This window comes from Colwellia marinimaniae, from assembly GCF_002207865.1.
GTDB lineage: Bacteria > Pseudomonadota > Gammaproteobacteria > Enterobacterales > Alteromonadaceae > Colwellia > Colwellia marinimaniae.
This window is the reverse complement of sequence record NZ_BDQM01000270.1, coordinates 1-272: the sequence shown is the minus strand read 5'-3', so window position 1 is coordinate 272 and position 272 is coordinate 1. Positions and strand designations below refer to the sequence as shown.

The following is a 272-nucleotide window of genomic DNA, read 5'->3' as shown; positions in this document are numbered from 1 at the left end:
ACATGGCTTCCCTCTCCAGCAAATCTTTCTGTGCCTGCAAGGCATTCAGATCGAGAACCTGACCTTCAAGCATCGCGTGGCTGCCCTGCACTATGAGACTGAGCACCCCATTAATACTGCCCAACACCAGTGTTGAAAAAAACATGATGCATATGCCGATGGCAAAAGGCCTCAGCATAGGAAACAAATCAATAGGCTCTGCCCTGCTCAAAGACTGCCATACTTTCACAGAGACGTAAAATAAAGCCCCCAAACCGGCAACGGCTTTGGCA

The 272-nt window shown here is 49.3% G+C and carries 1 protein-coding gene; it reads right to left on the bottom strand.

Annotation, left to right across the window (positions count from 1 at the left end; translation table 11 throughout):
• The coding region (locus tag MTCD1_RS19235) for a TraJ family protein (RefSeq protein ID WP_438819305.1) at positions 1–272 on the bottom strand (272 nt) is incomplete at both ends.